A 17,550-nucleotide genomic window follows, 5' to 3' on the forward strand; every position below is an offset into this window, starting at 1 on the left:
TTTTATGATGATCAAATATGAACCTAGAGGATTTAGAGATCAGATTTAGCCCGTTTCAAGGCATTTTGCCATTTGGCTAAATGCATTTCTCTTTCGTCATTTTGCATTTTGGGTTCAAAAGCACGGTCCAGCTGCCAGGACTGGGAAATTTCATTCAGGTCGGAAAATACGCCAGCTTTTAATCCGGCCATAGCGGCTGCGCCCCAGGCGGTAGCTTCCAGCATTTGCGGACGCAGTACCGGTACATTCAGAATATCGGCCTGAAATTGCATTAGCATGTCATTGCTGCTGGCACCACCATCAACCCGCAGTTCTTTAAGGGGATGTGCAATATCAGATTGCATCGCACTGAGCACATCCGATACCTGAAAGGCGATTGATTCTAATGCTGCGCGAGCGATATGCGCTTTGGTCGTACCGCGTGACATGCCACAGAGTAAGGCACGTGCTTCACTATCCCAATGCGGCGCGCCCAGTCCGGTAAATGCGGGAACCAGAACCACGCCGTCACTATGCTCGACCTGATGCGCCAGTTTTTCCACATCACTGCTTTTTTGAATAATTCCGAGGCCATCGCGTAACCATTGCACTACAGCACCAGCCATAAATACGCTGCCTTCGAGCGCATAGGTAGTTTGGTCCTGGGCTTGCCAGGCAAGAGTAGAAAGCAGCTTGTTCTGGCTAAGCTGAATATTATGTCCGGTATTGAACAGCATAAAGCAGCCAGTACCATAGGTGTTTTTAGCACTGCCCACCTCAAAACAGGACTGGCCAAAGAGGGCAGACTGCTGATCCCCCAAAATGCCGGTGATGGGAATATTGGCCCCCAGTAAGCCAGAAGCAGTGTCAGCGACATAACAATCAGAAGAAATAATTTTCGGTAAGACCGAAGCAGGGATATTAAACAGCTCGAGTAGCTCTTCATCCCACGACTGTTGCTGCAGATTCATCAACACGGTACGAGAAGCGTTACTGGCTTCAATGACGTGCTCTGCGCCTTGGGTCAGATTCCAGATCAGCCAGCTATCGATCGTACCAAATGCCACATGGCCTTGTTCAGCGAGTGCTCGTACTCCCTCGACATGCTCTAAAAACCAGACCAATTTTCCCGCACTAAAATAAGGGTCAATCCGTAAGCCTGTTTTTTGCTGAATTTTGGACATCAGGCCTTGTTCAATCAGCCGGTTACACCAATCAGACGTACGACGGTCCTGCCAGACGATTGCCGGGGCGAGCGGTTTGCCGTTTCGACGATCCCAGACTACAGTGGTTTCACGCTGGTTAGTCAGGCCAAGGGCTCTAATATCTTTTGCCAGAATACCTGCAGTCGCTAAAGCTTGCTGTACCACCGCAATCTGTGAGCTCCAGATTTCCTGTGCATCCTGTTCCACCCAGCCTGAATGTGGGGTGTGGATATGCGTTTCACGTTGAGCCGTTGCCTGAACTTGTCCATGTTCATTAAAAATAATGGCCCGACTTGACGTAGTTCCCTGATCTAGTGCCAGTAAATAGCTCATAATTTTTCTGTTATTTGGCTTGAAAAGTAAAATATTAGCGCAATAATGTAATTAAGCGCATCAAGTTGTGTAAATGTTCAGAAAATACATCGTAATTTTTGACATTTATGCTATGATTGCCTTGTACTTTGGGGGTGTTTCTGGCTTCGACGCTGGTGATGAAACTCATAGATGCATGCCGAGAGCGCATTTTCTCTCGTAAATCAAATTTGCATTTTTTAGTCGCAAACGACGAATCATACGCTCTAGCTGCCTAAGGGCAGCTTGTCCGCCTCTCCGAATACTTGTGGTTAGAGAGTCCGACTGAAGCGCACGCACACAAGTCCGTATAAAGCCAAGCCTCGGGGCTTTGTACTAAATTAAGAGGATCGCGATTTGTACCCTGTTCGTCGGGTCACAAAGAGTTAAAACAATAGACGATATCTAAGCATGTAGTATTCTCGAGCGTAGTGCTGGCGGACGCGGGTTCAACTCCCGCCACCTCCACCAAAATTCTTTCCGAAGTAATCCGTCGGAATCTAAAAAAGCCTTTAAACTCAACGTTTAGAGGCTTTTTTTTATGCCTGTTTGTCCGATATTGTCTGATCTCATTTGACCCCATATTTGCTCTTTGTGGGTAAATATTGGGAAAATTTACCCAGAAATTAATACATCAATTATGGGTAATCGACATGCCACTTACAGATACTGAATGCAGAAAAGCACAGCCGAAAGACAAACAGTATCGTCTTTCAGATTCACATGGTTTATCTCTAATCATTACCACCAAAGGTCAAAAATATTGGAATGTGCGCGTCACTGTCCATGGTGAACGTAAGTCTGAATCGCTTGGCCCATATCCGGATTTAAGTTTAAAAAAGGCAAGGGAACTTGCATACGAGCTTAAGCATCGATACTCACGTTCAGTATTGCATGAAGACTTAAAGCCCTATTTCAAAGAAGTTGCAGAAGATTGGTTCAATAATCAAAAAGAAACCTGGTCATCCAAACATATTAGTAATGTACGAGCTTCATTGGATGAGCTTTATACTGCTCTTGCTAATAAGCGTATTAATCAGATTCAGGCTCCTGAGATTCTGCAAATCATTAAGAAGATTGAGGCAAGAGGCTCACTTGAAATTGCAAAACGTACCTTATCTCGTTGCGGGATGGTCATGAAATACGCTATTGCCCATGGATACCGCTATGACAATCCGGCAGGTGATTTAGTTTATGCCCTCAAGAATAAACGAGTCAAAAACCTGGCTTCGCTTTCGGCCTCTGAAATGCCTGAATTTTTAAGAAAGGTAAGAGCTTACCCAAGTGATGCTCAAACGCATCATGCCATTATTCTGATCATGCTGACAGGCGTTCGGGTTAGTGAGTTGCTGCAAGCACGCTGGGAAGAATTTGATCTAGAAGGACGTAAGTGGGATATCCCTGAAGAGCGTATGAAGAATCGACTTCCGCATCGTGTGCCGTTGACGGACATGATGATTGCTGAGCTTCAGGCTTTGAGACTTACTCATAATCAGGAACTGCTATTTCCACATCGTTTAAATAACAAAGAACCTATGCGTAGCGAGTCTATTTTGGCCGTAATCAAGCGTTCGGGCTATGCAGGTCGGATGACCACACATGGTTTTAGATCTTTATTCAGTACTGTGCTTAATGAATCAAATTTATTCAATCCTGATGCAATTGAACGTCAGCTTGCTCATGTACCTCAGAATAGAATTCGCTCTGCATATAACCGAGCGCAATACTGGGATGAGAGGGTAGGGTTGATGGAGTGGTATGGGGAAAAGGTTAAAGAATGGCTTTAAGCAAACAATACTATTAGCTGAAAAAACGGACACATGATGTCCGTTTTTTTACGTTTGAATGATGTCTTTTAGACACTTATTGGTGAATTAAGCAAAGATGAAATTTAAATTTCTGATGGTTAGGGTGTGTTTAAAAATAAAATTTGATAGAGTGAAGATAGGGTCTTAAATTGAAAATAAGATTGGTAATAAAGCGATATAGGTTTTAATTTATTTTTGGGGGAATAGTGGTGATTCAGCAGATTAGTTGCCAACAACGGATTAAGGAAATTTCTGAGATTTTTAGATTTTGGAGGAGAATCAGGAAAAGTGATTTTTATTATAGTGATTCGAATTTTCAATGTGAAAACAGATTGCCACTGTCAAATTCACGGTGGCAAATGCTTCAGTGTCTTTACGAGTTTAGCTTATTAAAAGCCTATGGGGAAGATATTTCCAATCAGTTTGAAAACCAACTACTAGATTCTATTTACAATAGTGTTGGTGTTCCGAGGGGCAATTTAGAATGTAGATCTGAGATACCTCTGGGCTCACTTTTGAATGGTGCTCTCTTTCTACCAGCTCAAATTCTGTATCCAGATGTTTTTCGACAAAAAATCGATCATTACTTAAGCCAACTTATTAAAGGTAACTTTCCGAGAGAAAATATTGATACAAAATCATCTAGCTTCATCCGCCAGCATATTTTTGTAACAGATGATTTTTTGGTCAATATGGATGATTGTATTGGTCATTTTAAAGAACGATTGGATGCGTGTTTTAAATATTCAAAGTCATTAAAGTTTATAAGCTTAAACTTGCTGTATGTAGATCCTAAACCTTCTTTTGTACTTGGTCTTTCTATTGAATCATTACAACATGCGAGAGAACGCTGTGAAAAACACTTACAAAAATTTTTGAAAAAATTAGATCACGTAGACGGGTTGCTCACCAATTTTAACAAAATAGAATATGGCGTGAATTCAACCTTTAATGTTTTTGGAATTTTCATCTTCAAGAATAAAGATCACATCACCTTATCAATGATGGCGTCTCAAATTCAGAAAGTTTGGTATAGCACCTTTAATGAGCTGACAGATTATGAAAGAAATAGTTCATACCCAGGTCAAATTACAATTACTCATCCTTATGTGCAACGTGTAGAAAATCATCAATGGTCTAATCTTGTGACCGAGGGAATGTTGAGGAAAGATTCTGCGCGCTATACTAATTTTGTACGATTTACACTGAATTACATGGCGAATCAGACTAATTTATTTAAGGTCATGGTTGCAGGCAAAGAGTTACCTGGTGGTAATGCACATTACTATCCTGATCCTAAAAACGAACTGATTCCATTTAATACAAAAAGCTTCAAGACAAAGCGTAAGGTTGTAAAAAAGCCTAAAAGTAGCACAATAAATTTTTTCAGTACGATCGCTAAAAAGTTCACTCTGACTCAAATGGTGAAAAAAAAATTAGAGGAAATTGAAACCTGTTATGGTTTTTTGGCAAATGATTTGCAAAGAACTTATCCAGCAGACTTTGCAAATGAGTCGTTCGATTTTCTCATGAAAACAGAGATGTTCGTCTATATTGTAGGAGAATGGAGGCAAGGTATTTCTCAGCCAGCGCACGGAGGGACTAGATCTGTAGGAACAGACCTTAATCAGCTATATGAATTGTTCTTTGAATTTGTTGATCTAAAAACACATTTTGATGGTTTAAGTGCAATTTTTGCTAAATATGGCTTTATATTTAGTATTAGAGTCTTAACCCTTTATGTTGCTATCAAATCAATTTTAATCAATAGAGATAGGTTTCATACACAGGTCGTATCCCCTTATGAGGAAAGATCACAACTAATAGAAAATATTCGTTATATCTTATTAAACGATTTGGGGGAGCTTTTAGAGAGTGCTCCAGAGTTACTGAAAAAAGGGTATGGATCCTTGAATCGATGTAACTACATAAAAAGTATGCTGATAGTAAAAAATAAAAACAGCATAGTTCAAGCAACATTAACTTCCCAGCAAGCTCAAAGTAAAAAAGCTTATCGGTCTTATATAAATTACTGGTCTGAACATAAAGGCTTTGATGGGACACATATTTTTATCAGATTTAAAGTGAAATGTTCTAATTTTGTTGAAAATTTTGGAGCCATAGATTCTGAAGTCCGTAATGCAATTGATTTACTGAAAAAATCAGAAGGGTCAAAAATCTATGCTTATCTAGGCCATTGGTGTGTTTTTCAAAATGTGGATATTGGGGAAAGAGAGTATCAATTTAAGATTTTATTTTCATTAGACATACACTATGTCGAGTATGACCAGTCCTCAGAAATTTTAGGGCATACTTTTAAGCAGAAGTATTTTTCAAAATTAGAAGCTGTATTTGATAGATATAATCAGAACTGTGAGGATGACATTGCAAAAGTTGGTATACAAGAAATTCCAACACAATGGGAAATTATCAATTTTAATAATTTACAGCCAGTTAAAGAGACCACAAATGAAATGGTGTATAAGTGGTTTTATGAAGTAAGCCATAGATTTCAATATTTTACACTTACACCAATTTCCCAAAAAAAAGTTGTAAAAGGAATAAAGGTCTACAAGAAGCGCAAATAGAACTTTATGACTTAACTATCGTAATTAACAAATCTTAAAATCTAATAGCCTTGTCGAGAGTTTGAAAGTTGGATTATGCGGCTAGGCTATGTTGGTTGTTCATACAATAAGGCGGTTTTTTCTATTATTATAGATAATATAACTACCAATAAATATTACATTTATATCTATAACAATAACAGATAGATAAAGTAAAAATGAATGGACTCCTTGGCTGAATTGACCTGTTGGTTTGTAACTTCGACAGAATGAAATCGTCATTAGATATGTGCTAACACTTGATCAGTTATATATGCCTTCTTTAGATCATGACTTAACTTAAAAAAATAAGTCTATTGCTTAACTATGACGCTAATCATAGTTAAGGAAATTAAAGTGTTTCAATTCGATTTAGATCATCAGGCAGGCGTCATGTATGCCATTCATACCTTTGTCGACGTATGTCTTAATTTGGATATGCCGAATGGAGCGTTTATTTTCAATCTAGAACGCTTATGGAGTGCATTTGAAGTATTTAAACAGGAAGGTGTTGAGTACGCAGCATCGATTAGGGCATTTATCGCAGTCACTGAGTTTGTTAATAGCCAGCGTGGAATGCTCAGTTTTGGTGAATATCTATCAGAGTTTTCTATAGGTGAGATTAAGGGGGTAAGACGAATCTTGCATGCGCATCGAGGGCTCATCCGTGAGGATATTACAAGATTTTATAGCCAAAAAGAACGGAATCGAGTTGGTCTACTTGAGGAGTTCGAGGGTGCGATTAAGGGATACTATTCAGTGCTGCTGATTCGAGTTGATCTGAGCTATAGCAAGGATAACCTGAGAGATATTACGGTACATGACTTCTATCAGCATATCGATAAGCTACGTGATGCGATTACTGATAAGAATGGTTGTTTTGATGCGCTGTTGACCTATGCAGTCGCATTGGAGCAGGGCATAACGAATGGGTTTCACACTCACTTGGGATTGGTGATTAACAAGTCAGAACATCATAATGATTATTATATTGCCAAGAAAGTGATTGATAAGTGGAAGGAGATTACATTAGGCAGGGGGAGTGGGTGGAACATCAATCATTCAGATAGTAAAAAGAACTACGAGGGTCAGGGGCGTTTAGGGATTGGAGATACTCGTCGAACGGGGCCGGAACAATGCAATAATGCTTTATGTGCCATTGCGTATCTCAGTGATCCTGAAAAATATGACCAAATGTTATTAGTTAAACTACAAGGACGTAAAACCTTTTATAAGGGGGATTATCAGCATCATGGCCGTCCTATTCCTGATACTGATGCAAATAGGAAAATCAAAGACTGGAATGGTCAAACCGCTTTAGCAAAGCTGGAAAGGGAGAGTTGGTTTAAAAAAATATGAACATACCAGTTCTATGAAGTCAATTAATTCATAGGACAGCACATGAGTCATTCAGAGTTTGAGTTTATTATAGCACCCCGTTTGGAACAGGATGTTTTAGAGTATTACCAAAGGATTCGATTTACCCCAATCCCCGAAGGTGTTGAATATAAGGAGCATCGAAAAAGCATAGATCAGGAGTTTAAACGAAAGCTGTCTGGTTATTTTACGGGGTGGCGTAGAATGATGACGGCCTGTATGAACGAGCATTTATGCTTTTCATTTTGGGTGGATAAGTTCTTTCAGGCTTACTGTAGCGTATTAAGAGAAGAACAGCTCAATCTCTTAGAAGTGACAGCGCATAAAACCTCAGCTTTCTATACGGAAAAGATCTTAAAAAGATTGAGAATGCTGTTTGAAAGTACCTGTTTATCTAAAGAAATGAATAAGCAGAATGAGCGATACGACAAGCGGATTGAAAAGTTGAGAGTGTCTTATTGCAATACAAGCCAGATCTACCCTGATGCTGTAGATTTGAAACTCGAACTAACTTTAAATGAAGTTGGGAATGAAATTAGCGATTTACAACAGTTATATCGATATTTTTTAAATTTCCAAAAAAATTTAGCTACAGCATTTTGGTATAGAACACAGGTGGTTTATCGTTTTTATCAGATTGTGCGGGATGCTGCGCAGCAACGCTACATTATTCATTTTTATCTAACGTTTAACCGATCGCTCTATTCTGACTCTCTTGGATATTGTAATGATATCAGGGAGCGTTGGCTGAAGGTGACTGGATATATGGGGGCATGCATGTGTCCTGAAGAGAATCATCAACATGCTAGCTTGGATGCTGAGCAAGCACTTCAGATTGATCGAATTCTTCAAGAAGAAGCACAATGTCCGCTGGGTGCGTTAAATAAAATGCCCGAAAATCAAACGGGACTGTATGGACTTCCGAATAGAATCTGTATTTATCCTAAAACTTTTCAATGGTTTGATGGCGCACCAGTGCGACGCTAAAATTTTATATCATATCCCTTTACTTGCTTGACGCTCTACAACGTGCAGATTATCCTTAGCCTGCTGATCTACATCGTCAGCGGGTTTTGACAGACCCATTAACAAAGACAATATGTGAAATTTCATTTTGCATGTTGTGGACCCGTTCGTCCCCCTTTCTTTGCGGTAGGGCGGAGGGGGGACGCGCTTGCGCGTGCTGGTTTCTTTGTTACCAGTCTGTCAACCCTTCTTCGTTCTGCCACCATCAATTGACAGTGATTTGGCAGGATTCTTTTAAAACAAAGGAGTACGCCATGCGCTTACATCAATACTGTCCTTTATATTTCTATTTTTTTATATTTGTGCCGATTAGTGATTAGACCTAAGGCTATGCAATCAACAGCATAGCTGTATCGATGACTTTCTAAGAATAAAACTTTTTCAATTACATATTACTGATATGAAGATGACTCTCTCATGCTGTTTTGAGGGCCGTAGATCCGGGTGCTTTACCGTCTAAATACTTCAAAAAAACATAGATGTTCATTCAACCATTCATGACATGGGGGACACTGGTTCTTGTAAAAACTGGTGATACCTATAAAAAAGAGAAAATGATTATGTTTAAAACCTTCCTAAAAACTGCCCTTATTTCATCATTGCTCGCAGGTGCATCTTTCGCGCAAGCAGGTTGGTTCGCTCAAGCGAGTGAATCCTATCTTGTTCAAGCGCGTCATACAGGGAATGGAGTCTATCAATGTCTCTATAAAACCAATCCTGGTAATCGTGGCTGGAAAAATTTTACAGTGAACTTTCAGGGTGGTTGTCCGCGCTTTGTTCACTACAATGCCAATAATGGCCAAGTTACCGTGCCTAACTAAGCGGGTGAGATCATGAATAATAAAACTTTATTAGGCTTGGCTGCAATTATTGCCATGACGATCATGGTCGTGGCTGGTTTTTATTTTAATTCCAAGTCAAATGGCCAGGCAGACACAGTTGCAACCACTGCTAAAGCCAGTGTGCCTCAAGGGGAAGAGGCAGTAACATCAACTATTATTCAGGGTGGTGATGAGGTTACAAACACTGATAAGGCAGATCTTCAAGAGAAGGTCGTAGCACCAGAGAAAAAATCACGGATCCCGGCATTACTCAGTTTTGAATTTGATCTTAATCAGGATAGCACTGGGACAATTGAGTCCATGATTCCTTATCGGGATTTACCTGAGTTTGAACAAGCCAAAATTCGTCAGTATCAAAATTATATTTTTGAGAAGACTGCTAAAGATACAGGTAAGTCTGTGAATGATTTTAGCCTGCAAGAGCGTGGAGCTCTGGAAACAGAAGACCCTTCACATAGTGTCTATGTCTATAAATTCCATACTGGCAGTGATTGCGAAGTCCATATGGTCGATATCGATGCCAATACCGGTGATTATCAGGTCAGTTATAACTACTGCTAAAGCTTAACAGGTACAGCTGAATATCGAGTGAAGGACACATTTATAATGAATATCTTAATTAAACCTATTCTGCTTAGCACTCTCCTGGTCACCTCTGGATGGATGTTATCGGGATGTAGCTCAAGTTTAGACCCGAACACTTTTACCGTTGAACTGAGTGTTGAGGATACGAGTAACTGGTATGCTCAAAATCAAACAGCTACTGTCTTAACGATTCGCTCGAACTCTCCTGATCCTATCGAAGCAAAAAATGTGTCGATCAATAATGGTCAATGCAGCTATGAGGGATATCGAAGAAAAATTCAATATCCACAATTCTTTAAGATGGGGCAGGTGTTGAAATTGCAGTTAACAGGATGTGGATATAGCAATGTAGTACAGGTGGATGTTGAAACTGACAAGGGCAATGCTAGTTATAGCTTTCAATAAAGACTAAGCACAAAACCAGTCACGATTGACTTAAAGACAAAACCGCATCCTTCGGGGTGCGGTTTTTTTATGCCTGACCTTCCAGTTTTTTAATAGGAATTGATCTATGTCTTTCATCCATTGTCCTTATTGCCAGTCTGCCAATATCAAGCAGACCGAATCTGGACACCCTCATGAACAGTATTTTGAACAGCTACGGTATTTCCTTTCCCCAGCCCAGATGGCGCTGTTCGGAATAAAAATGGCGAAGAAGACCGGCGCTCCACCTTTAGTCGGTGCGATGGTTGGGGTGGTTATTGGTGGTGTGTTGGTAGTGGTCAGTCAGTATTATTTTGAACGGCACTATGGTAATGCCATGAATTTTATCTGCCAGGACTGCCAGCAGCATTTTGCCTGGGTCAAGCCTGCTTAATTGGCCTAATAGATAGATCCTCATAGGTCTAAATACGATCTAGCTTTGATCTCACAACCTTACATTTTTCAACACATGCTTTCTTCTAAGCATCTTCAATTTTTAAATTTTAAGATTAAGGAATATTAAATATGGCACATCAACTTGAACAAATGGCGTATGTCGGTGATACCCCTTGGCATGGCTTAGGTAATCAACTCACTCAAAATCAGTCGATTGAAATCTGGGCCCAGCAAGCAGGCATGGATTGGCGGATTGAATCCTCAAATGTCAGTTACATGGCACAGAATGAACGTGGCCAAAGCATCATCATGCCCTATGAAGAACAGCGAGTGCTTTATCGTTCCGATACTCATGCGCCTCTGTCTGTGGTCAGTCAACGCTATCAGGAAGTCCAGCCGATGGAAATTCTGGAGTTTTATCGGGATCTAACTGAGCAATCCGGTTTTGAATTGGAAACAGCAGGTGTTCTGAAAGGCGGTAAAAAGTTTTGGGCATTGGCTCGTACTGGGCAAAGCACAGCACTGAAGGGCAAGGATGTCAGTAATGGCTATATTTTGCTGGCGACCGCCTGCGATGGGACGCTTGCGACAACAGCACAGTTCACCAATATCCGTGTGGTGTGTAATAACACCTTAGCCATTGCTCTGCGTGGACAGAGTAGCAGTGCTGGTGTGGTGAAAGTGCCACACAGTACTAAGTTCGATGCTGACAAAGTTAAACAGCAATTGGGTATTTCAGTCCGTGCCTGGGATGAGCATATGTATGAAATGAAACAACTGAGTCAACGTAAGGTCACTCAAGGTGAAGCGGCTGCCTATTTTGATGCGGTGTTTAACAACACTAGCCTAAGCATTACAGATCAGGAGGAGAACATCATTCAGTTCTATCGCAATATCGCCACTGCAAATCCAGCCAAAGAAAAGTCTGAACCGAATGGACGTGCCATGACTAAAGTAATGGATATGTTTAATGGACAGGGGCGAGGTGCAGAACTCAGTTCGGCGAAAGACACAGCCTATGGTTTATTGTGTTCAATCACCGAGTTTGCTGACCATGAACGTCGTGCCATGAGTACTGATCACCGTCTCGATTCAGCCTGGTTTGGTGCAGGTGCTGCATTAAAGCAGCGTGGACTAGAACAGGCGCTTCGCTTAGTGGTTTAAGTTTCATTTAAGCCAGTGCTATTACAATAATGGTCAAGGGTCATGTAGATGATCCTTCTCCAGTGAAAATCCCCTTTTGCCACATCTCCAGATGTGGCTTTTTTTATGCCAAAAATTTTTACAGACCTCACTCCTTATAAGGATTAAAGCATGAATCAGATTGCACCGATAAATATCCCTCAACGAACTCATTTCCCAATTCCGAATGAGAGCAATCAATCAAACACAGTCGCTAAACGACCAACGATAGCCAAGCGTTTAGCCAATACCAAAAATATGGATTACCAGGAATGGCTGGAAGTGCGTAAGCAAGGCATTGGCAGTAGTGATGCCGCAACCGCCTGCGGCCTCAACCCTTACATGTCGATGCTGGAACTGTGGATGATCAAGACCGGTCGAACTCAGCAGAACGTTAATGATGACAGTTCAGGCATTGCACCGTTGTATTGGGGCAAACAGCTAGAGCCATTGGTGGCTGAGTACTACAGTCTGCACACCAATAATAAAGTCCGTCGGGTCAATGCCGTGCTTCAGCATCCCGATCCGGATAAGTCCTTTATGTTAGCCAACTTGGATTATACCGTGGTGGGGAGTGATGAAGTCCAGATCCTGGAGTGTAAAACAGCCGGGGAACATGGTGCCAGACTATGGCGAGATGGCGTGCCTTTATACGTACTGTGTCAGGTACAGCACCAACTTGCAGTGACAGGAAAACAGGCAGCGCATGTTTGTGTCTTGATCTGTGGGCATGAAACCAAGATCTTCAAAGTGACACGGTCTGAATCAGTGATTGAGCATATTGTTAAAGCAGAACGATATTTTTGGGAGTGTGTAGAAAACGATACTCCGCCATCAGTCGATGCCAGTGAATCCGCAGCTAAAGCGATTCAACAACTTTATCCAGCGCATGTACCTTTAACGGTAGAGGATCTTTCGCAAAATGAAAATGCCAATTTGATGTTTGAGCAGCTCATCAAAATGAAAGAAGAGATTCAGCATAAGCAGGAACGCTTTGACCAGCTCAAGCATGAAATTCAGATGCTGATGAAAGATGCTGAACGAGCCACCTTTGCCAATGGCTCTGTGGTCTGGAAGAAAGCCAAGGACTCCATCAGCCTGAATACCAAAGCATTGCTTCAGCATCAGCCTGAACTTATCGAGCTTTATCCACTGCAAAAACAGGGTAGTCGTCGATTCAATATCTATACCGACTAAGTCTGTTTCAGCCCATTCAAATAGCGATACACAAAAACAGCTCCCCGCCCTCCGTTCGCTAGGAATAGAGGGCAAACGGTCGCGGCTTTTGTAGCGAGCTATATACATATTTCTTGAATCAGGTGATCTGCATAAAGCTGGATGATCTGTACAAAATCAAATTGAGGAAAATAAAATGATTAAAGGTTTAGCGATTACACCACCTGCCCTGGGACGTATCAGTATCGGTCGGGTAGTAGAAAAGAATGGCAAACGCCTACCTGAAAAGGATGATCAGTTCACCATTACTTCCCAGATCCAAAGCAAAGAGAATGGCTGGATTAAGCATCCGCTGGATGAACAGCTTCGTGCACAAGCACCTAATCAGAAGCTTAGAACCATACCTGTGCGCCTGATTTTTAATGATCCTGATTTAAACCTACGTGCGGAGTACAGCCTGTTTGATCGACAGACTGGACGACCAGTATGTGTCGGCAATGGTGAAACATGCCAGCGTTTAACCAATCAAGGCGTAGAGCAACATCCTTGTCCATCCCCTGATTTATGCCCATTGGCTCAAGGAGGGAACTGCAAGCCCTACGGTCGCCTGCATGTGAATTTGGATGACTCTGATGAACTTGGAACATTTATATTTCGAACAACTGGCTTCAACAGCATCCGAACTTTAGCTGCACGGCTGAGTTATTACCATGCAGCTTCGGGAGGCTTATTGTCTTGTCTGCCTTTGCAACTGACTTTAAGAGGCAAAAGCACCACACAAAGCTATCGTCAGCCGGTGTATTACGTTGATCTAACTTTAAGGGATGGGATTAGTCTCAATGATGCCATTACTCAAGCCAAGCAAATTGATGAACAGAGCAAGCAGGCCGGATTCTATCAAGAGGCTGTAGATCATATCGCTAGACGAGGTTTTGCCAATGCAAGGTTTGAAACGGATATAGAGGAAGGGTTAGATGTACTGGAGGAATACTACCCTGAACAAGAACAGAACCGGGCGGTGGAGCAACAAGCTTCGCCTGAAGGGTTTGTTCAGGATATTCAGCAGGGGTTACAGCAAAGTGTAAGAGCTGTGAATTAAGCGAGAGGAGAGAAGATAGCTAACGTTAAATTTTACAGACCAGCTCTATTATTTGAGCGAATAGCCGCTCGCATCAATGATTAGGAGCTAGCCTCATGAATGCGTTTATCGGTCAAACATTTCAAATGAATCAACTCATCAGTATTAAGCAGGTCGTAGAATTTGTCGGGGTGGGGCGTTCTACCATCTACGAAATGATGGATGAAAACTCACCTTATTACGATCCTTCATTCCCAAAGAAAGTTAAAATCACTCAAAATCGTATCGGCTGGTCAGCTTATGAGATCCATCAATGGATTGAAAGTAAGTTGGCGAGTCGAGAATAACTAGGGAACTTTAGTTCCCTTATTTTTTTGTTTTCGCTAGCAGAGCCGCTATTTTAAATTTGAGAATACATTTAGCTATTAATACTAAATAACTCCTTCAAGCACGTATTGTTTTCTATTGATTTATTAGGTTGATGACAGGGTAGAGTATTTAGTTTTGTCATTATTTTCTTACCTGAATAAATATCCTTACTTTCTTTATAAGTGTTTGATTTTTAGATTTTTGATTGAAAAATATTGTACATTATTGTACTATTGCGACAGTTTGAAACCATGTTGCCAATACGGACGATAAACATGATTGAGCAAATAATGACTGTTAAGGATGTCGCAACGTACCTCAAGCTCAACGAGCGTACTGTGTATCGTATGGCCTTATCAGCAAAGATCCCAGCATTCAAATTGGGAGCTTCATGGCGCTTCAAGAAAGAAGAAATAGATAATTGGATAGCGCAGCAACACAATCAAATATCAAGTAATAAAGAGAGTTAACCAATCATGCTAGGGTTAAAATTACGTGAAGAATTTTCTGGTCATCGTATTAAAGGGACGATGATCGAAATGCATAATCGGAATGGCACGGGTGCACTGGATAAGTCTGCAAGTGAATTCCTGAAAATTACTTATCCTTCGATTGACATGCTTAAGACAATTGAGGCTGTACAGGCAGGTCGTGCAGAGCCTGTCGTTATTATTGGTGCACGCGGCCAGGGTAAATCGCATCTCATGGCTGCACTTTCACACATGCACCAGGATCAGGATGCAACGGTAAATTGGTTAAATGATTGGGCTGCGCGGTTAAATAACCCAGCTATTGCAAGTCTAAAGTTACAGTACGGTATGCATGTCATTACCGAAAGCCTTCACCTTCAACGTTACAAACATGTTTGGGATGTGCTTTTCAAGCAACACCCACATGGTGAGATTATCAAAGCTAAATGGGAGGTGCACGGTACTGAGGTGCCAGGCTACGACTTGATGCTTGAAATGGCTGAGAATAAGCCTTTCATTTTAATTCTCGATGAGTTTCAGACTTGGTTTGAAGGATTAACAAATTCCAGTCAACACAAGCGTAAGACCTGGGCATTTAACTTCATTCAAATTCTTTCAGAAATTTCAGAAAAGCATCCTGAGCTTCTAACACTTGTGGTGTCGGTACGCGAAGGAAACTCTGATGCGGCACAACAGTTGTTTCGTGTTAATCCGGTACGGATTGACTTCAAAGGACCGGAAGCCAAGCGTGACAGACAGCGTCTTTTACTCTATCGAATTTTCGAAAACAGGATGAATATTCCAGAGTCCGATATCGCAGTACTGATTCAAACCCATGTGGACGAATTTTTACGTCTGAGTCACATTTCGGGCTCTGAGCATGAGAAGCATCGACGGCAGTTTATAGAAGCTTGGCCCTATTCACCGCGTCTTCTCCAGTTGCTGGATGATCAAGTATTGATTGCAACTGAGACGCAAGAAACAAGGGACCTTTTGCGTATTTTGGTAGACGTATTTAAAGCATCTGGTGATGACACTGCAATCCTTACTCCAGCGCATTTCAGCTTAACTAGCGAAAAATCAGGTGTTACTTCGTTACTGGATTCTGTTGCAAGCCAGTTGCATCGGGATTTGCGTGAGAATGCGCTCCGTAACCTTGAGGCTGTAAAAAATGGCGTGCCTGCTGCTCAGGTACCACACCTTGAGGCTATCCTGTCAGCGTTATGGCTTCGCTCGATGTCATTAGAGAACCATGCCGGCGCTGAGCCATCAGAATTACAGTTGGATATCACTGAGCGAAAAGCGATAGATGACAACTTGTTTGCAGCAGAGCTTGCCATTATTGAAGATAATAGCTTTAACATTCACCGCCAGGCTAACCGACTAGTATTCAAGAATGAAGTGAATCCGCAGGCTAAGCTATTGGCTCACGCCAAGAATGACAAGCTCTTCCAGAACGATCAGGATGTAGAACATCTTGCAAAAGAAATTCGTTATGCGTTAGTAGGTGATGGTAACCAGTCGAATATTTACCGAACTATCGTATTAAAGAAACAATGGCAAACTGCACCTTGGTCTGATGTTGAAGAGAAAGACCACCCTCAATATTGGGATAACCGTATTCCGGTGGTTGTAATGCCCAAGGCTTCGCTTGATAACAAAGAGTTGGGTGAATGGCTGAAAACTCATGTTACAAAGGCACGAAACACAGTACGTTTTCTACTGCCACGCGTAGGTACTGCTGACATCTTCTATGATAAGTCATTGCTCATATTGGCCAGAGCAGTCTATTTAGCAAGCGATTGGAAAAATTCCGAGCGTGAATACGTGCAGTTACACCTCAAATATCAAAAAGAACTACGTGAACAGTTGCAGTCCCGCTTTGATCGTTTTGCTGTGTTAGTGGTATGGAATTTCGCCGATCCGGCGCAATGTGAATTTGAGATCTCGCAACACGGTGCTGAAGGGCTGCAGATCCTTGAAAAGCTGGATGAGAAAATCCGTAATGAGCTGTTCATTCCAGAGGAATTTGATAGCATGCTGCTTAATGCTGCTACAAAGAGCCGTAGTGTGGCAGACCTTATCGAACAATTGAAAGAACCTGCCTCTAAAGGGGCCGAAAGCATTCCATGGCTAGGTGAAACAGCTATTAAAGAGCGCATCGGCCGAGCCTGTGCCGAAGGCAAGATCGCTATCAATGCTAAGGGTAGTCTTTATGAGAAAAAGCCGTCAGAAAGCGTAGAAGACGCTTGGTATAGGGTGCGTGGCAAGCTAGGTAGCGGTAAAGATCTAGAAGAAACCACCTTACATTTGCCGGGAGGATCTGTCGGTTCGGGTGGCTCTGTTCCAGTGCAGCCTGTACCAGAAGAATTGGGAGATTTAACCGGAGGTGGTAATGAGCCCCTACCGGGCAATGGTGGTCCAATGCCTTCAAATACCCCAAACCCTAGTTCACTTTTCGGTAGTTCAGCTGGTTCTGTTGCCCACCACAGCGCTCAGAACACTTCTACTCTGAGTCTACTCGGCAAGCTTGAGCAGTGGGGTATTAATAAATTTAGTAAGGTCAAAGAAGTTAAATTATCCACTTCACAGCTCACTGGAGCACAGTTAGAGCATCTACTGAAGAATCTACCAGATGGGGTTACCTACTCTCTGGATTTGGATAAAGAACAATAAG

The 17,550-nt window shown here is 41.6% G+C and carries 15 protein-coding genes and 1 other RNA gene; 15 read left to right on the forward strand and 1 reads right to left on the reverse strand.

Annotated elements, in window-relative coordinates; genetic code table 11:
• Positions 1-32 precede the first annotated feature (32 nt).
• Positions 33-1,517 carry a glycerol kinase GlpK gene (gene glpK, locus ACP7BU_RS07695; RefSeq protein WP_425879590.1) on the reverse strand — a complete coding sequence of 495 codons (1,485 nt, stop codon included), beginning with the start codon at positions 1,515-1,517 and terminating at the stop codon, positions 33-35.
• Positions 1,518-1,647: 130 nt separating this feature from the next.
• Between glpK and ssrA the strand changes: the two genes are divergently transcribed.
• The 15 genes from ssrA (at position 1,648) to ACP7BU_RS07770 (ending at position 17,549) form a co-directional block, all read left to right on the forward strand.
• Positions 1,648-2,006: a transfer-messenger RNA gene (ssrA, locus tag ACP7BU_RS07700) on the forward strand.
• A 182-nt stretch (positions 2,007-2,188) separates the two neighbouring features.
• Entirely contained in the window at positions 2,189-3,322 is a 1,134-nt protein-coding gene (locus ACP7BU_RS07705; protein WP_425879592.1) for a tyrosine-type recombinase/integrase, read from the forward strand.
• 230 nt (positions 3,323-3,552) lie between these two features.
• Complete coding sequence (locus ACP7BU_RS07710) at positions 3,553-5,931, forward strand: hypothetical protein (RefSeq protein ID WP_425879594.1); 2,379 nt, start codon at positions 3,553-3,555, stop codon at positions 5,929-5,931.
• A gap of 375 nt (positions 5,932-6,306) precedes the next feature.
• The gene (locus ACP7BU_RS07715) at positions 6,307-7,308 is read left to right on the forward strand and encodes an inovirus-type Gp2 protein (protein ID WP_086044915.1); all 1,002 of its coding nucleotides are present in this window, start codon (positions 6,307-6,309) and stop codon (positions 7,306-7,308) included.
• Positions 7,309-7,350: 42 nt separating this feature from the next.
• Positions 7,351-8,313: a hypothetical protein gene (locus ACP7BU_RS07720; RefSeq protein ID WP_086044080.1), complete on the forward strand. Its 963-nt coding sequence runs from the start codon at positions 7,351-7,353 to the stop codon at positions 8,311-8,313.
• 599 nt (positions 8,314-8,912) lie between these two features.
• Positions 8,913-9,173: a hypothetical protein gene (locus ACP7BU_RS07725; RefSeq protein ID WP_086044914.1), complete on the forward strand. Its 261-nt coding sequence runs from the start codon at positions 8,913-8,915 to the stop codon at positions 9,171-9,173.
• Between the two features lie 12 nt (positions 9,174-9,185).
• Positions 9,186-9,755, forward strand: a complete 570-nt coding sequence (locus ACP7BU_RS07730; protein WP_125274920.1) for a hypothetical protein — start codon at positions 9,186-9,188, stop codon at positions 9,753-9,755.
• A 45-nt stretch (positions 9,756-9,800) separates the two neighbouring features.
• Positions 9,801-10,184, forward strand: a complete 384-nt coding sequence (locus tag ACP7BU_RS07735) for a hypothetical protein (protein WP_086044078.1) — start codon at positions 9,801-9,803, stop codon at positions 10,182-10,184.
• 106 nt (positions 10,185-10,290) lie between these two features.
• Positions 10,291-10,596, forward strand: a complete 306-nt coding sequence (locus ACP7BU_RS07740; RefSeq protein WP_370982330.1) for a hypothetical protein — start codon at positions 10,291-10,293, stop codon at positions 10,594-10,596.
• 131 nt (positions 10,597-10,727) lie between these two features.
• Positions 10,728-11,762: a DUF932 domain-containing protein gene (locus ACP7BU_RS07745; protein WP_125274919.1), complete on the forward strand. Its 1,035-nt coding sequence runs from the start codon at positions 10,728-10,730 to the stop codon at positions 11,760-11,762.
• Positions 11,763-11,912: 150 nt separating this feature from the next.
• Complete coding sequence (locus tag ACP7BU_RS07750) at positions 11,913-12,977, forward strand: YqaJ viral recombinase family protein (RefSeq protein ID WP_125274918.1); 1,065 nt, start codon at positions 11,913-11,915, stop codon at positions 12,975-12,977.
• A 175-nt stretch (positions 12,978-13,152) separates the two neighbouring features.
• Positions 13,153-14,055, forward strand: coding sequence for a hydrolase or metal-binding protein (locus ACP7BU_RS07755; protein WP_425879598.1), 903 nt, complete (start codon positions 13,153-13,155; stop codon positions 14,053-14,055).
• Between the two features lie 95 nt (positions 14,056-14,150).
• Positions 14,151-14,381 carry a helix-turn-helix transcriptional regulator gene (locus ACP7BU_RS07760; RefSeq protein ID WP_005172256.1) on the forward strand — a complete coding sequence of 77 codons (231 nt, stop codon included), beginning with the start codon at positions 14,151-14,153 and terminating at the stop codon, positions 14,379-14,381.
• A gap of 297 nt (positions 14,382-14,678) precedes the next feature.
• Positions 14,679-14,873: a methylation-associated defense system helix-turn-helix domain-containing protein MAD1 gene (mads1, locus tag ACP7BU_RS07765; RefSeq protein ID WP_078425550.1), complete on the forward strand. Its 195-nt coding sequence runs from the start codon at positions 14,679-14,681 to the stop codon at positions 14,871-14,873.
• 6 nt (positions 14,874-14,879) lie between these two features.
• The gene (locus ACP7BU_RS07770; protein WP_425879601.1) at positions 14,880-17,549 is read left to right on the forward strand and encodes a DUF499 domain-containing protein; all 2,670 of its coding nucleotides are present in this window, start codon (positions 14,880-14,882) and stop codon (positions 17,547-17,549) included.
• Position 17,550 lies beyond the last annotated feature (1 nt).

It is taken from the genome of Acinetobacter sp. 40AMC3-4, from assembly GCF_049898185.1.
Taxonomy (GTDB): domain Bacteria; phylum Pseudomonadota; class Gammaproteobacteria; order Pseudomonadales; family Moraxellaceae; genus Acinetobacter.

Coding starts and splice junctions, on each gene's coding strand:
- glpK (WP_425879590.1), bottom strand. CDS start 1,517: ATGAGCTATTTACTGGCACTAGATCAGGGAACTACGTCAAGTCGGGCC.
- ACP7BU_RS07730 (WP_125274920.1), top strand. CDS start 9,186: ATGAATAATAAAACTTTATTAGGCTTGGCTGCAATTATTGCCATGACG.
- ACP7BU_RS07725 (WP_086044914.1), top strand. CDS start 8,913: ATGTTTAAAACCTTCCTAAAAACTGCCCTTATTTCATCATTGCTCGCA.
- mads1 (WP_078425550.1), top strand. CDS start 14,679: ATGATTGAGCAAATAATGACTGTTAAGGATGTCGCAACGTACCTCAAG.
- ACP7BU_RS07745 (WP_125274919.1), top strand. CDS start 10,728: ATGGCACATCAACTTGAACAAATGGCGTATGTCGGTGATACCCCTTGG.
- ACP7BU_RS07770 (WP_425879601.1), top strand. CDS start 14,880: ATGCTAGGGTTAAAATTACGTGAAGAATTTTCTGGTCATCGTATTAAA.
- ACP7BU_RS07740 (WP_370982330.1), top strand. CDS start 10,291: ATGTCTTTCATCCATTGTCCTTATTGCCAGTCTGCCAATATCAAGCAG.
- ACP7BU_RS07735 (WP_086044078.1), top strand. CDS start 9,801: ATGAATATCTTAATTAAACCTATTCTGCTTAGCACTCTCCTGGTCACC.
- ACP7BU_RS07750 (WP_125274918.1), top strand. CDS start 11,913: ATGAATCAGATTGCACCGATAAATATCCCTCAACGAACTCATTTCCCA.
- ACP7BU_RS07705 (WP_425879592.1), top strand. CDS start 2,189: ATGCCACTTACAGATACTGAATGCAGAAAAGCACAGCCGAAAGACAAA.
- ACP7BU_RS07720 (WP_086044080.1), top strand. CDS start 7,351: ATGAGTCATTCAGAGTTTGAGTTTATTATAGCACCCCGTTTGGAACAG.
- ACP7BU_RS07755 (WP_425879598.1), top strand. CDS start 13,153: ATGATTAAAGGTTTAGCGATTACACCACCTGCCCTGGGACGTATCAGT.
- ACP7BU_RS07760 (WP_005172256.1), top strand. CDS start 14,151: ATGAATGCGTTTATCGGTCAAACATTTCAAATGAATCAACTCATCAGT.